This window comes from Desulfovibrio sp., assembly GCF_019422935.1.
Lineage (GTDB): Bacteria > Desulfobacterota > Desulfovibrionia > Desulfovibrionales > Desulfovibrionaceae > Desulfovibrio.
Genome location: NZ_JAHZCJ010000002.1, coordinates 33,652 through 47,163, shown reverse-complemented (window position 1 = coordinate 47,163; position 13,512 = coordinate 33,652). Strand labels below are relative to the sequence as shown.

At 60.9% G+C, this 13,512-nt stretch carries 12 protein-coding genes; 11 read left to right on the top strand and 1 reads right to left on the bottom strand.

Going from position 1 to position 13,512, the window contains the following annotated elements:
- Positions 1-110: 110 nt before the first annotated feature.
- From thrS to QZ383_RS03260, 11 genes are all read left to right on the top strand, one after another.
- On the top strand, positions 111-2,042 hold the full coding sequence (gene thrS, locus QZ383_RS03310) for a threonine--tRNA ligase (RefSeq protein ID WP_291443015.1): 1,932 nt from the start codon (positions 111-113) through the stop codon (positions 2,040-2,042).
- Position 2,043: 1 nt separating this feature from the next.
- Positions 2,044-2,580 carry a translation initiation factor IF-3 gene (gene infC / locus QZ383_RS03305; RefSeq protein WP_022657788.1) on the top strand — a complete coding sequence of 179 codons (537 nt, stop codon included), beginning with the start codon at positions 2,044-2,046 and terminating at the stop codon, positions 2,578-2,580.
- A gap of 121 nt (positions 2,581-2,701) precedes the next feature.
- Positions 2,702-2,899 (top strand): 50S ribosomal protein L35, encoded by a 198-nt coding sequence (gene rpmI / locus QZ383_RS03300; RefSeq protein ID WP_022657789.1) that lies wholly within the window; start codon positions 2,702-2,704, stop codon positions 2,897-2,899.
- Positions 2,900-3,217: 318 nt separating this feature from the next.
- Positions 3,218-3,571, top strand: a complete 354-nt coding sequence (gene rplT / locus QZ383_RS03295; RefSeq protein ID WP_240823742.1) for a 50S ribosomal protein L20 — start codon at positions 3,218-3,220, stop codon at positions 3,569-3,571.
- Between the two features lie 328 nt (positions 3,572-3,899).
- A complete protein-coding gene (gene pheS, locus QZ383_RS03290) occupies positions 3,900-4,937 on the top strand; it encodes a phenylalanine--tRNA ligase subunit alpha (protein ID WP_192112320.1) in 1,038 nt (345 codons plus the stop codon).
- A gap of 6 nt (positions 4,938-4,943) precedes the next feature.
- A complete protein-coding gene (locus QZ383_RS03285) occupies positions 4,944-5,378 on the top strand; it encodes a translation initiation factor IF-2 (protein ID WP_291443012.1) in 435 nt (144 codons plus the stop codon).
- 30 nt (positions 5,379-5,408) lie between these two features.
- Entirely contained in the window at positions 5,409-7,817 is a 2,409-nt protein-coding gene (gene pheT / locus QZ383_RS03280; RefSeq protein ID WP_291443010.1) for a phenylalanine--tRNA ligase subunit beta, read from the top strand.
- 77 nt (positions 7,818-7,894) lie between these two features.
- Entirely contained in the window at positions 7,895-8,248 is a 354-nt protein-coding gene (locus QZ383_RS03275; protein ID WP_291443008.1) for a MerR family transcriptional regulator, read from the top strand.
- 106 nt (positions 8,249-8,354) lie between these two features.
- Positions 8,355-9,074 carry a ribulose-phosphate 3-epimerase gene (gene rpe, locus QZ383_RS03270; RefSeq protein WP_291443006.1) on the top strand — a complete coding sequence of 240 codons (720 nt, stop codon included), beginning with the start codon at positions 8,355-8,357 and terminating at the stop codon, positions 9,072-9,074.
- An 11-nt stretch (positions 9,075-9,085) separates the two neighbouring features.
- A complete protein-coding gene (tkt, locus tag QZ383_RS03265; RefSeq protein ID WP_291443004.1) occupies positions 9,086-11,092 on the top strand; it encodes a transketolase in 2,007 nt (668 codons plus the stop codon).
- 44 nt (positions 11,093-11,136) lie between these two features.
- Positions 11,137-12,306 carry a phosphoglycerate kinase gene (locus QZ383_RS03260; protein ID WP_291443002.1) on the top strand — a complete coding sequence of 390 codons (1,170 nt, stop codon included), beginning with the start codon at positions 11,137-11,139 and terminating at the stop codon, positions 12,304-12,306.
- 225 nt (positions 12,307-12,531) lie between these two features.
- Here the strand turns inward: QZ383_RS03260 and QZ383_RS03255 are convergent, their stop codons facing one another.
- A complete protein-coding gene (locus tag QZ383_RS03255; protein WP_291443000.1) occupies positions 12,532-13,437 on the bottom strand; it encodes a LysR family transcriptional regulator in 906 nt (301 codons plus the stop codon).
- Between the last annotated feature and the right edge of the window lie 75 nt (positions 13,438-13,512).

Here is a 13,512-nt window from a genome sequence, read left to right as displayed (position 1 = left end):
CATAGCACAGGTCGCTTGATGCGACCCGAAGACCGGATTCGGCGCAGTGGGGAGGTTTACCTCCCCACTTTGTTTTATGTGCCTCCGGGTATTTTTGTAAGGAGCTTTTCATGGAAGTCCGTGTGGAAGGGCAGATGGTGGAAGCCGGTGACTCCGTAGCTTCTGTCCTGCAAAAAGCCTTGAGCGGCAAAAAGTTCAAGGCGGCTGTGGCCGCGCGCGCCGATAACGGCGCTCTGCTGGATCTTTCCGCACCCCTGCCTGCTGGCTGCGCCGAGCTTGCGCCCGTGTACGCCGACTCGCCCGAGGGGCTGCAGATGATCCGCCATTCTACCGCCCACGTCATGGCGGCGGCGGTCAAGCGTCTCTTCCCCACTGCCAAGGTCACTATTGGCCCTTCCATTGATACTGGCTTTTACTACGACTTTGACGTGGAAAAGCCCTTTTCCAGTGAAGATTTCCCCGCTATTGAAGCGGAGATGCAGCGTATCGCCGATGCGCGCGAACCCTTCACCTGCAAGGTGCTGCCCAAGGCGGAAGCCATTGAAGTATTCCACAATATGGGCGAAGCCTACAAGGTTGAGCTGATCGAAAGCATCGATGCCGACACGGTGTCGCTCTATACCTGCGGAGATTTTACGGATCTGTGCCGTGGCCCTCACGTGCCGCACACGGGTTTTGCCAAAGCGGCAAAACTCATGAGCGTGGCCGGGGCCTATTGGCGCGGTGATGAAAAGAACCGCATGCTTTCGCGTATTTACGGCACTGCCTTTGCCGACCAGAAAGCTCTGGACGCCTACCTGAAGCAGCTTGAAGAAGCCAAACGCCGCGACCACCGCAAGCTTGGGCGCGATCTGAAACTCTTCACCTTCAAGGAAGATGTGGCCCCTGGCATGGTCTTCTGGTTGCCCAGAGGCATGATGGTGCGTACCATTCTTGAAGACTTCTGGCGGCGCGAACATCTCAAGCGCGGGTACGAAATCGTGCAGGGGCCGCAGTTGCTGCGCGTGGAAACGTGGCAGAAATCCGGCCACTACGACCACTACCGCGAAAATATGTATTTTACGCAGATCGAGGAAGACACCTACGGCGTCAAGCCCATGAACTGCATCTCGCATATGCTCATTTACGGCAACGAGCTGCACAGCTACCGCGATCTGCCCCAGCGCTATTTTGAACTGGGCGTGGTGCACCGCCACGAAAAGAGCGGCGTGCTGCACGGGCTGTTGCGCGTGCGCCAGTTCACGCAGGACGATGCGCATATTCTGTGCGCGCCCGAGCAGCTTGAGGGCGAAATTCTTGAGGTCATCCACCTTATCCGCGACCTCATGAATCTCTTCGGCTTCCAGTACAAGGTTGCCGTTTCCACCCGGCCCGAGAGCAGCATCGGCACGGACGAAGCGTGGGAGCTTGCCACCAACGCGCTCACCAAGGCTGTGGAAAAGGCCGGACTGCCCTACGAGATCAATGAGGGCGATGGCGCGTTTTACGGCCCCAAAATTGACGTGAGACTGCTTGACTGCATTGGCCGTGAATGGCAATGCTCAACGATACAGGTTGATTTTACCCTGCCGGAACGTTTTGACCTCACCTATGTGGGGCAGGACGGCGAAAAGCACCGCCCGGTCATGGTGCACCGGGCCATCATGGGGTCGCTTGAGCGGTTCATCGGCATTCTCGTTGAGAACTTTGCCGGTGCGCTGCCCACATGGCTTGCGCCCGAGCAGGCCCGCCTGCTTACCGTGACGGAAGCGGGCGACGAAGCCACTCTCAAAATGTGTGAAGAACTCAAGGCGATGGGCATTCGCGCCACCGCCGATACCCGCAACGAGAAACTGGGCTTCAAGGTGCGCGAGGCGCAACTGGCCAAGGTTCCGTATATTCTGGTGGTGGGGGAAAAAGAAGTGCAGGCGGGCGGCGCCAATGTGCGCCTGCGCAATGGGGACAATATGGGGCTCAAATCCGTAGCGGAAATCGCCGCGCTGATCCGGACGGACGCCGAAGAGCCTTTCAAACAAGGAGGGATGCGCTATAGCTTCGCCTAATATGAGATTCCGTCGCGACATGCCGCAGGACGGCGTGCGTCGCAACGAGATGATCCGCGCCCGTGAAGTGCGCGTGATCGCCGCCGATGGCGAGCAGCTTGGAATTCTGCAACGCAACGATGCTATTGACCGGGCCAAAGAAGCCGGCATGGATCTTGTGGAAGTGGCTTCCACTTCTGAACCGCCCGTTTGTCGCATAATGGACTACGGCAAGTTCAAGTACGAACAGCAGAAAAAGAAGCAGGAAGCCAAAAAGCGGCAGGCCGTGGTGCAGATTAAGGAAATCAAGGTTCGTCCCAAAACCGACGACCATGATTACGAAACCAAGGTCCGCCACATCCGCCGTTTTCTTGAAGAGGGTGACCGCTGTAAGATTACGGTGTTTTTCAGGGGCCGCGAAATTGTGCATAAAGATCGCGGTATGGCCATTCTTGAACGGGTTGTGCAAGACCTTGCCGATATCGCCAAGGTGGATCAGGAAGCCCGCGCCGAAGGCCGCACCTTGCAGATGATGCTGGTGCCCAAAAAGCAGTCGTAGACCGTCTGTGCGGGGGATGTGAATTTCCCCTTGCGTGGTTCGGTGCTTTGGGGCATTATGCCCTTCCCTCGGTGCGCCCGTAAAACGGCGTCCGAGTGTATACGTTTTTAAGGAGTACGCCATGCCCAAGATCAAAACCCGGCGTTCCGCCGCCAAGCGTTTTTCGCAGACCGGCAGCGGCAAGTTCAAGCGTCGCCGCCAGAACCTGCGCCACATTCTGACGAAGAAGGCCGCCAGCCGCAAAATGCGCCTGGGTCAGTCCACCCTGGTGGATCAGACCAATGAGAAGGCTGTGCGCCGGATGCTGCCCAACGGCTAATTTGCTTGTCTTTTTACTTGCTGACTGCGGCAGCCTACGCGGGCGCGCCTCGGTCACATAGGCTGCTATGCTCCGCTTCGGCGCGCCGCTTGGCTTTCTTGTCCGCAAGTAAAAATCCTGCGCAAATCACAGTAGATGCTGTGAGCGTGTAAAGCAGATTCTGACGGGAAAAGGTAATTCAGCGCGATGCTACGGCATCGGCGGCGCATGCGGAGCCGCGACTGACGTTCAATCCGCGTCTCTCATTTGAGAGCCTGAAGTTTTTTACGCTCCCCAACGGGCATTCCTCCGCCTAGTTGGGAGAAGGAGGCAACGCATATGCGTGTGAAGAGAGGTCTTGCAAGTCATCGTCGTCATAAAAAATATTTGAGCGCAGCCAAGGGTTTTCGTGGTGGTCGCAGCCGTCTGTACCGCACCGCGCGCGAGGCTGTGGAACGCTCGATGCAGTACTCCTATGTGGGCCGCAAGCAGAGGAAACGCGATTTCCGCACTCTGTGGATTCTCCGCATCAACGCCGGCGCGCGTCTGAGCGGTCTTTCCTACAGCCGCTTCATGCACGGTCTCAAGCAGGCTGGCATTGAGCTGAACCGCAAGGTTCTGGCTGACCTTGCCGTGTATCACAAGGACGACTTCGCCAAGATCGTCGATCTGGCCAAGGCCGCTCTGAATTAAGAGCGGTGCTCCCCGCGCCGGAGGGAGACCTCCTGGCAGCGACGCCTGCGGCTTTTAAAGCGCAGCGCGGCTTGCGGGAGCGGGGCCTTGCATGGTATAAGGCGCGGGCGGTGCACAAGCGCCGTCCGCGCCTTGATTTTTTTGTATCGCCGGGGATTGCCCGGCGGGCAGGGCGAATTCATGCCGTGAGGATGCGCAGATCGCAGAAATGGCAGGATGTTCCGCAGGGCAGGGCCGTCAGGCCAAGCCGCGAGCGGGTGCCGTCATTTCCGTTTTTCTGCGTCTCCCTTAACAAAAAGCCGCGCCGCGCGGCATTGGGATATCCGCTATGGATCTGATTTCTGCACTGGAAAGCCTGGTTCCCGAACTTGAAAAAGGTCTGGGCCAGGCTTCTTCGTTGGATGCCCTTGAGGCTTTGCGCGTGGATGTTCTGGGCCGCAAGGGCCGCATAGCCCAGATCATGGCCCAGTTGCCCTCGCTGGCCCCGGCAGAGCGCCCCGCCGTGGGCCAGACCGCCAACAGCGTCAAAGAACGCTGCAACGCCCTGTTCGAAGCCCGCAAGGCCGCTCTTGAGGCCGGGCGCGAGGCCGAAGCCCTGCGCCGTTTCGATCCTTCCGTTCCCGGTCGCGCACCCTGGCGCGGCAGCCTGCATCCCACCACCCTGGTGACGGAAGAAATCTGCCAGATTTTTCAGGGTTTGGGCTTTGACGTGGCTTCCGGCCCGGAAGTGGAAATCGACTACTACAATTTTGAAGCCCTGAACATGCCGCCCGAGCATCCCGCCCGCGACATGCAGGATACCCTGTATGTCACCGAAAAGGTGCTCATGCGTACGCACACCTCGCCCGTGCAGGCCCGCACCATGCTGGCGCGCAAGCCTCCACTGGCCGTCATTGCCCCCGGCAAGGTGTACCGGCGCGACAGCGACCTCACCCACACCCCCATGTTCCATCAGATCGAAGGCCTCATGGTGGGCGAGGGCATCAGCATGGCCCATCTGCGCGGCACGCTCACGGCCTTTGTGCGCGCGGTTTTTGGCGCGGAAACCCAGGTGCGCTTCCGCCCCAGCTTCTTCCCCTTTACCGAACCTTCGGCAGAAGTGGACATCTCCTGCTGCATGTGCGGCGGCAAGGGGCACATTGGCGACGCGCCCTGCCGCGTGTGCAAAACAACGGGCTGGGTTGAAATTCTTGGTTGTGGCATGGTTGACCCTGCCGTGTTTGAAGCCGTGGGCTATCCTGCGGATGTCAGCGGCTTTGCCTTTGGCATGGGTGTGGAACGCGTGACCATGCTCAAGTACGGCATCGGCGATCTGCGGATGTTTTTTGAAAACGATGTGCGCTTCCTTGGCCAGTTTGCCCGGTAGGACACTATGCCCAGCGTTATGAGCCCCATAGATTGCAGCAATGCCCGCATGCGCGCAGGTCGCCTCACGGGGCTGCCCGTATGCCTTGCGCTGCTGTGTCTGCTGGCGGCATCCCTGTTGCCCGGCAGCCCGTGCTGGCTGGCGGCGGATGAAGCTCAGGCCGCCTCAGCCTACACCCCGCGCCATTCGGGCATGGACGCCCCGGGCGAACCCAAACGCATCGAATCCTTGCCCAGCAAGAACGCAGGGCGCACGGCAGAGGGCGGCATGGGGTATACGGACGCTTACGGCAACACCATTGACGACCGCCAGCCGGAAGAAAAACCCGCTCCCAAGCGTCCCAGACCCGGGGCCTACGGTGTGGGCGCGGGCCAGAGCGAGCGCTACGAGCGCCCACTGCCCGATCCGCAAAATCAGACTCCTGCCTGGAGTTTCAAATAACCACGCCAAGGCGCGGAAACAGGACGAACTATGCTGCTCTCACTTTCATGGCTGCGTGAATTTACTCCGTATGAAGGAACGGCTGAGGCGCTGGGCGACCGCCTGACCATGCTCGGCCTTGAGCTGGAAGATATCAGTCGGCCCTACGATGCCATAAGCTCCATTGTGGTGGGGCATGTGGTTTCGTGCGACAATCATCCGGAATCCGACCACCTGCACGTCTGCAAGGTGGACGCCGGACAGGGCGAGTTGCTTGATATCGTTTGCGGCGCGCCCAACGTGGCTGCGGGCCAGAAAGTGCCTGTGGCCCTTGTGGGCACCAAGATGCCCGACGGCATGATGATCAAAAAGGCCAAACTGCGCGGCGCGCCCTCTTTTGGCATGATCTGCTCCGAGCGCGAACTGGGCCTGACCGAAGACCACACCGGCATCATGGTGCTGCCCGAAAGCTTTGTGGTGGGCAAACCCCTTGTGGAGCAGCTTGAGCTTGACCGCGAAGTGCTGGATATTTCCATCACGCCCAACCGCGCCGACTGCCTTTCGGTTCTTGGCCTTGCGCGTGAAACTGCCCTGGCCTGCAACCTGCCTCTCTCCATACCCGAGCTGCCGTTGGAGCTGGACTCTGGCGCGGAAGTGTTGGTTCCCATTGATATTGACGACCCCGAGCACTGCTGGCTGTATTCCGGCCGCGTCATCACGGGCGTCAAGATCGGGCCTTCGCCCATGCGCCTGCGCCACCGCCTGCATGCCGTGGGTGTGCGCCCCATTTCCAATATCGTGGACGTGACCAACTACATTCTGTTTGAATATGGTCAGCCCCTGCACTCCTTTGACATGGACAAGCTGGAAGGTGGCCGCATCGTGGTGCGTCGCGCGCAGGAAGGCGACATCTTCACAACGCTTGACGGGCAGGAGCGCGCGCTCACCTCTGCCGACCTCTGCATCCGCGACGGCGCGCGTGCGGTCGCCCTTGCTGGCGTTATGGGCGGCCTGAACAGCGAAATTTCCGATGCCAGCACCAATGTGTTTCTGGAAAGCGCGGTCTTCAAGCCCGCCACCATCCGCAAAACATCGCGCCGTCTGGGCCTCTCGTCCGAGGCATCCTATCGCTTTGAGCGCGGCATAGACCAGCAGCGCACCGTGTGGGCGCTTGACCGCGCCTGCGCCATGATGGCCGCCGTCAGCGGCGGGCGCGTGCAGCGCGGCCTTTCCATCAACGAACCCCGCCCCTTCAAGGCGGCAAGCATTGAATTCCGCCCCGCGCGGGCCGATTCCCTGCTGGGTGTGCAGCTTGGCGCGGACTTTGACGAAAAGGTGCTCACCGGCATGGGCTGCAATGTGGACAAGGGCGAAAGCAGCCCCGTGTGGCGCGTGAGCCAGCCCTCCTGGCGGCCCGACCTCACCCGCGAGGCTGATTTGATTGAAGAAGTGGGCCGCGTGCACGGGCTGGATACCATTGCCCCCGTGCTGCCCGCCATTGCCCGCAACCTCGACCGCGCTGGCGAGCCTGAATCGCGCTATGGATTCTGGTCGCGCCTCAAGCACTGGGGCGCTGGCCTCGGTCTCAACGAAGCCGTGAACTACAGCTTTGTGGGCCACAAGGACATGGATCATCTTGCCATGCCGCGCGAGGGCCGCATTTCCATCATGAATCCGCTCTCGGCGGAGCAGGACGCCCTGCGCACCGCGCTGGCACCGGGCCTCATGTACGATCTGCGCAACAACCTCGCCCAGGGCGCGCAGGGTCTGCGGCTGTTTGAACTTGCCAACATCTTTGAAGCTGACGCCGCTTCTGAAACCACCGCCCGCGAAACGGGCATGCTGGGCGTGCTGCTGTATGGCGCGCGCTACGACACGGCCTGGCCCCAGGCTGAGGGCGACATGGATTATGCCGACCTCAAGGGCGTGGTGGAAAACCTGCTGCACTATCTGCACCTTGGCGCGCCCAGCTATGAACTGGCTCCGGAACACGCCTTTTTGCTGCCCTGCGTGAACGTCTTTGTGAATGGCCGCGCGGTGGGCTTCATGGGACGGGTCAAACCCGCCATGGCCGACGAATACCACGCCCGCAAGGACGTGTGGCTGGCTGAAATGAACCTCGACATCCTGCGTGAACTGCACGATGCCGCCACGGTGCGCTTTGCGCCCCTGCCAGTGTATCCTCCCGTGCGACGCGACATTACCGTGACCGCCGGGCCGGGCCTCAAGGTGGCCGACATTACTGCCCACGTGCAGGGGCTCAAGCTGCCCCTGCTGGACGAAGTGGCCCTGGTGGACTGCTTTGAACCCAAGACGGAACAGGGCGGGGAACCCGTGCGCAACCTGACCTTCCGGCTCACGTTCCGCCATGCGGAGCGTACCCTCAAGGATACGGAAGTGGACAAGGAGCGGGAGAAGGTGGCACAGTCGCTTGTAAGCGCTCTGGGCGTGAAAATTTAACACAGTGCGCGCAGGCCCGTTTTTTCGGGCCTGCGCAATTCCGGCACATTTTCAGAGAGTGTCAGGAGGGGTATGACATGTCGGACCACACGCCCGACAATACCTACCGCATAGGTGAGGTCGCGGAACTGCTCGACCTCAAAACCCATGTGTTGCGCTTCTGGGAAACAGAGTTTCCCCAGTTGGCGCCGCTGCGCACCGGTAAGGGGCAGCGCCTGTACACGGAAGAAAACGTGGCCCTCTTGCGTCGTATCCGGCAGTTGCTGCATGAGCAGGGCATGACCATTGAAGGCGCGCGCCGCGTACTTGCAGGCAGCGCCGTGGTGGATGAAAGCCTGCCCGAACGTGTGGCGGCGGTGCCGGACCCGGATTTTATGCGCATGCTCCAGCGGGAGCTGACCTCGCTGCGCCGTCTGCTCAGCGAAAAATAGGCTGCGGCCTGCTGGCGCAACTAAATATTTCAGGGAAGGGACGCGGGGGAGGCGACCCTTTCTGTTGGTGGCCCTCCCCCGCAAACAGGCTCACCCCGATATAATCATGATCTTATCGCCTTCATTGCTGTCTGCCGATTTTGCCCGTCTGGCCGAAGAGCTTGGCGCCCTTGAGGCCGCCGGAGTCACTTGGCTGCATCTGGACGTGATGGACGGGGCTTTTGTGCCCAACATCACCTTTGGTCCCCCGCTGATAAAGGCTCTACGGTCTGTCAGCGGGCTTTTTTTTGACGTGCACCTCATGGTGAATGATCCGGCCCGCTACATTGCCGACTTCCACAAGGCAGGGGCAGACATGCTGGTCATCCATGCCGAGGCCGACAAGCACCCGCAACGTACCCTCACGGCCATCCGGGCCATGGGCTGCAAGGCGGGGCTTGCCCTCAACCCCGGCACGGATGTGAGCGCGGCCCGCTGGCTGGCGGCGGATATGGACATGCTGCTGCTCATGAGTGTGAACCCCGGTTTTTCGGGTCAGGCATTCATCCCCTCCACGTTCGACAAAATCCGCGCGGCCCGGCAGATGCTTGACGCCAACGGCGGGGCCGAGGCGCTCATCCAGATCGACGGCGGCGTATGCCCCGAAAACACGGCCGAGCTTGTGGACGCCGGGGCGGAAGTGCTTGTGTCCGGCTCGGCCTTTTTTGGCCACAAACCTTACGAAAAACGGCTTGCCGCCTTTAAGGCTCCGCTTGCGGGCAAAACGCCCCGCCATGCGGAGGATGCCCTGAGACGCCGCGCCGCCAACCATATCACGCAAAAGTAGAGGAAAGAGTCATGCCCACCCGCAGACAGTGCGCCAATGCCATCCGCGCCCTTGCCATGGACGCCATTGAAAAAGCCCGCTCCGGTCACCCCGGCGCACCTCTGGGCATGGCCGACATGGCCGAAGCCCTGTGGCGTCACGGTTTCAAGCACAATCCGAGCAATCCCCGCTGGTTTGACCGCGACCGCTTTGTGCTTTCCAACGGTCATGCCTCCATGCTGCTCTATGCCTTGCTGCACCTCACGGGCTATGATCTGCCCATGGAGGAACTGCGCAACTTCCGCCAGTGGGGGGCCAAAACCGCAGGGCACCCTGAATACGAGCCTGATCTGGGCATTGAAATGACCACCGGCCCGTTGGGGCAGGGCATTTCTTCCGCCGTGGGCATGGCGCTGGCCGAAAGCATGCTGGCCGCCCGCTACAACACGCCCGAGCACACGGTTGTGGATCACCACACCTATGTGTTCACGGGCGACGGCTGCCTCATGGAAGGCGTTTCGCACGAGGCCTGCTCTCTGGCTGGCACCTGGGGCCTGGGCAAGCTCATAGCCCTTTATGACTCCAACGGTATTTCCATTGACGGCAAGATTGACGGCTGGTTCAACGAAGACGTGGCGGCTCGCTTCCGCGCCTACCACTGGCAGGTCATCGGCCCCATCAACGGGCACGACGCCGCCGCTCTGGACGCCGCCATTGCCGAAGCCAAGGCCGACCACAGCCGTCCCAGCCTGATCATCTGCCGCACCCACATTGGTTTTGGTTCGCCCAAGGCCGATTCCGCATCCTGCCACGGCTCGCCCCTTGGCGACGATGGCATTGCAGCCACCCGCGCGGCTCTGGGCTGGACCGAAGAGCCCTTTACCGTGCCGCAGGAACTGTATTCCGCATGGGACGCGCGTGAAAAGGGCAAGGCTGCCGAGGCCGCCTGGGAGCATACCTATGCCGCCTACGCCAAGGCCAATCCCGAGCTTGCCGCAGAATTTACCCGCCGTATGCGCGGCGAACTGCCCGAAGACTGGGCCGCCATTGCGCGTGGCATGATTGAAGAAGCCGTGAGCAAGGCCGAAACAACGGCAACGCGCGTGGCCTCCAAGAAAACCCTTGAATGCCTCGTGCCCCGCCTGCCCGAACTTGTGGGCGGCTCAGCCGACCTCACCGGCTCCGTGGGTACGTTGACCAGCGCCTCCGAGCATATGGACGTGCAGACCCACAAGGGCAACTATGTTTCCTACGGCGTGCGCGAATTCGGTATGAGCGCCATCATGAACGGCTTTGCCCTGCACGGCGGGTTCATCCCCTACGCGGGCACGTTCATGTCCTTTGCCGATCAGGCCAAGAACGCCCTGCGGCTGGCTGCCATCATGGGCATCCGCGCCGTGTGGGTGCTGACGCACGACTCCATCGGCGTGGGCGAAGACGGCCCCACCCACCAGCCTGTGGAACAGCTCGGCATGCTGCGCCTTATGCCCAATTTCAATCTGTGGCGTCCCTGCGACACGGTGGAAACCGCCGTGGCCTGGCGTAGCGCCCTTGAAAGCGTCCACACGCCCACCGGGCTTTCGCTCTCGCGCCAGAATCTGCCTTTCTGCCAGCGCGATGCCGCCCAGGTGGAAGCCATCGCACGCGGCGGCTATGTGCTGCGCGACTGCGAAGGCACGCCCGAGATCATCCTTATAGCCACTGGTTCCGAAGTGTCGCTTGCCCTTGAAGCCGCTGATCAGCTGACCGCCGATGGCCGCAAGGCCCGCGTAGTCTCCATGCCCTGCGCAGAGATTTTTGACGCGCAGGACGCGGCCTACAAGGAAAGCGTATTGCCCCGTGGCGTGCGCGCCCGCATTGCCATTGAAGCCGCCGCTGCGGATTACTGGCGCAAGTATGTGGGCCTGGACGGCGCGGTGGTCGGTATGGAGCGTTTTGGCGCTTCCGCCCCTGCCAAGATCGTTTTTGAGCGTCTGGGCTTTACCGTGGCGCATGTGCTGGAAGTGGCGGAAGGCCTTTTCCGGCAGCTTGGGAAGTAACTGACCGACAGAACGAAGCAAATCCTCTTACAGGGAGAACGCATATGCCCATCAAAAAAATGCAGGATCTGGACCTGACCGGCAAAACCGTTGTGATTCGCGAAGACCTGAACGTGCCCATGAAGGACGGACAGGTATCCAACGACAAGCGCATCCGCGCTTCGGTGCCCACCATTACCACGGCCCTTGAAAAAGGCGCGGGCGTGGTGCTGCTTTCGCATCTGGGCCGCCCCACAGAAGGGCAGTATGAAGAGCAGTTCTCCCTCAAGCCCGTGGCCGCCCGCCTTTCCGAGCTGCTGGGCAAACCTGTTGCCCTCGCCGCCACGCTGGAAGAAGCCAAGGCTGCTCCCGGCACCGTGACCCTGCTTGAGAACGTGCGTTTTCTCAAGGGCGAGAAAAAGAACGACCCCGCTCTGGCCGCGCAGCTTGCCGCCCTGGGTGATGTATATGTGATGGACGCCTTTGGGGCGGCCCACCGCGCGCATGCCTCCACCGAGGGTGCGGTGCGCGTTGCCAAGGTTGCCTGCGCCGGGCCGCTGCTCCAGGCGGAGCTGGATGCCTTTGCCAAGGTGCTGAACAATCCCGCCCGTCCGCTTGCTGCCATTATCGGCGGTTCCAAGGTGTCCACCAAGCTGGCCCTGCTGGAAAATCTGCTGGAAAAAGTGGACGTGCTTATCGTGGGCGGCGGCATTGCCAATACCTTTCTTGCGGCTGCCGGGTATATGGTCGGCAAGTCTCTGTACGAGGAAGATCTGGTGACGGACGCCAAGCGCATCATGGAGCAGGCCAAAAATCTTAACAGAGAACTGCCCCTGCCCGTGGATGTTGTGACCGCCGAGGAACTGGCCCCCGGTCAGGCGGCTACCACCCGCGCCGTGGGCGACGTGCCCGCCGACCAGATGATTCTGGACGTAGGCCGAGACACGATTGCGCAGTACAAAAAGTTGCTGTCCAAGGTTGCCACTGTGGTGTGGAACGGCCCTGTGGGCGCGTTTGAAACTGATCCCTTTGGCGAAGGCACCAAGGAACTGGCGCACTATCTTGCTGATTCCAAGGCCTTTGTGGTGGTGGGCGGCGGTGATTCCGTGGCTGCGGTGGAAAAGTACGGCCTGTCCGAAAAAATGGGCTATATCTCCACTGGCGGCGGCGCATCGCTGGAACTGCTGGAAGGCAAGGTGTTGCCTTCTGTGGCGGCGCTGGAAGACAGAGGCTAGGGCCTGTGCACTATGGCTCTTTTGCCCTCTGTCTGCGTCAGGAAGCCTTTTTATTTCGGTCGAGTACCGAAGGGAGTACACTCCCTTCATAAAAAGGCTTCCTTCCTTGGCAGAGAACAAAATTGCTCATAGAGTTAACAAACCCTAGTCCATGCCGCTCGGCGGCGTTCATAGCTGATTCAGGCCCTCGGATCTCAGGATTCGGGGGCTTTTTGCGTGCGGTGCTCAGGCTTGAGGGCGCAGGTTTTTAAAAAATGGCAGTTGCATGATGAAGTCGCAAAACTGCCGCAGCACCGGGCTGGTCGCGGCTGTTTTAAGCACTGTTCGCACCTGCGGCAGAGGCGGCAGGCCGCACGTGCCGTCAAGGATGACAAAGCGTCCGTCCATATCCCAATCGGGCAGGGCGGTTATGCCAAAACCCGCCAGCACCGAGCTGCACAGGCTTTCGTACGAGGCGCTCACATAGGCAAAATCATAGCTTCTGCCTGCGGTATTGAGGGCTTCCAGCGTGGCGGAGCGCCAGGGGCTGCCCTCGCTGTAGGTAGCCAGCGGCACGGGCACGGTCGGCGCAAGCTCCATGTACCCGCCGCTTGCCCAGTGCAGAGGCTGCTGCGCCAATACCTCGAATATGCCCTCGGGCGCGTGGCTGCTGTCAAAGCGGTATTGGTTGATCAGGGCCACGTCCAGGCTGCCGTCCGCCAGCATGCGGTCAATATCCGCAGACATGGCCGAAATGACGCCGATCTGAAGGTCAGGGTTCAGGGCCAGCAGGCGGGCCACGGCAGCCTGCAATTCTACCGTGCTGAAACTTGGCGGAATCCCTACCGTGATGCGCCCCCGCAATTCAGGTTGCCGGGCTGCGCGCAGCACCGCGTCAAAGCGCAGCAGAATATCCTCCAGTTCCGGCAAGATGCGCTGCCCCGCTGTGGTGAGGCCAAAGGTATGCCCGTTGCCTCTCTCCACCAACGTGCAGTTGAGGTGCGCCTCCAGCCTTTTGACAGACTGCGTCACCGCCGACTGGCTGCGGCAAAGCTGCTCCCCGGCTTTTTGAAAGCTGCGGCTGTGGGCCACGGCAATAAAAGCCCGCATATGTTCAAGGGTGATACTGCGCGTGTCTGCCGGGATTTCCATAGCTGCTGACCTCCTTAAAATAAGATGAACTGATTTGTTCATGATAAAAATAAATTTTACAAATTATCAAGCCCC